Source organism: Granulosicoccus sp. 3-233 (genome assembly GCF_052681095.1).
The window spans coordinates 1-1,384 of the sequence record NZ_JBQYLE010000050.1 but is presented as its reverse complement, the minus strand read 5'-3'; the positions used below and the strand labels follow the sequence as shown (position 1 = coordinate 1,384).

1 protein-coding gene and 1 pseudogene are annotated in these 1,384 nt (G+C 50.7%); one reads left to right on the top strand and one right to left on the bottom strand.

Annotation, left to right across the window (positions count from 1 at the left end; all coding sequences use genetic code 11):
* Positions 1 to 4: 4 nt before the first annotated feature.
* Positions 5 to 1,138 (bottom strand): annotated as a pseudogene (locus ACUNV4_RS30365) (ISL3 family transposase); the annotation flags it as partial.
* Positions 1,139 to 1,156: 18 nt separating this feature from the next.
* On the opposite strand from ACUNV4_RS30365, the gene ACUNV4_RS30360 reads away from it, so the two are divergent.
* A partial coding sequence (locus tag ACUNV4_RS30360) for a hypothetical protein (RefSeq protein ID WP_430882428.1) occupies positions 1,157 to 1,384 on the top strand: 228 nt, incomplete at its 3' end.

Genomic DNA, 1,384 nt, shown 5'->3' with positions numbered 1-1,384 from the left:
GGGTCTACGCGGATTCGTGTGGGTTGATTTGGGCGTTTTTGGGTAGTGGCGGCAGGAATGATGCGATGATCTTGAGTTTCAGATATTCCTCATCACGATAACCATAGGCTTTGCGCTGTATCACTCGTATCTTGTTGTTGACGCCTTCGACCAGGCCAAGACTCACTTTGTTGTCAGGGTGGCAGTACGAGGCTATTCCATCCCAGTGCCTTTCCACCATCGCTGCAAACTTCACATACGGTTTCAGCCTTTTCCACTTGAGGCTGTCTTTCCATCGTTCGAAGAAGGCACGAGCACCACGGGCTGTTTTGTAGTCCCACAGTTGACCAAACATTTCCTTGAGCAAGTAGGCTGTGTTCAACCGGTTATTGGCAGCCAGCAGCTTCTTCAGCGCTCGGCGTCCATCCAGATCCAGATTCTCCTTGTTGGACAGGAGGGTGTATCGTTGGCCCTTGATATAGCTTCTGTCCTTCCCGCTGAGTCGCTTGTATTCTTCTCGACGAACCTGATCAAGTGCCTTGGACAGGTGGCTCATGATATGGAACTTGTCATAGATGATCAATGCGTCTGGGGCATTCTTCAGGGTTGATTTTCTGAAGGCTTTCCACATATCCATGGCGGCCAGTTTGATGCGTTTGCTCTTTGTTTTACCGATGAATTCGAAAAATTCATCCAGGTCTTTTTCCTTGCGACCTTCGCCGCCAACCCAGATGGGACGGCGGCGATCCAGATCGCTGACAATGACTCGATACTTGTGCCCTTTGCGTATCGATATCTCATCCACACCAATTGCTCGCGGTGATGGCGGGCCTGCCAATTCGACCTGTCGACGCATGTACAGCTTGTCCAGATCCTTCACTGTGCTGTGATGCAAGCGCTCGATCTCGGCAACCCGACTCACGGTCATATCGCGGCACAGATTGCCCACATGCATGGCGAACCGCTGCGTGTATCGCGGATTCTTAGCCAGCCAATCCAAATGCTCTACGTGCACTGACGTACAACAGGGACATCTAACCCGCCAACGTTCAAACTCAAGATAGATGCGCCAGCCAGCGACAGACAGGTCACGTACCCGTAGGGTTTTGCAATCGTATCTGGATTTGCACCGGTGTCCACATTGCGAACATGTTGCTGTTTTTTTCCCCGTTGCAAGGTGATGATTCGAGAATGCCGGTCACCGAAAACCCCCTTCAACATCGAACGGGCAGTGAACCCAGGAAAGCAGAAAAGCGATCTGATTGACTTTGGGTTTTTCATGCTGGAAGCTTACCCGAAAAACGAAACAACTTTCCAGTCAGCCAATCTCTACGAAAACACTGCCTACGTAGATACTTTCAGCAATTTGTTACTGAAAATGGCCCACACGAATCCGCGTAGACCC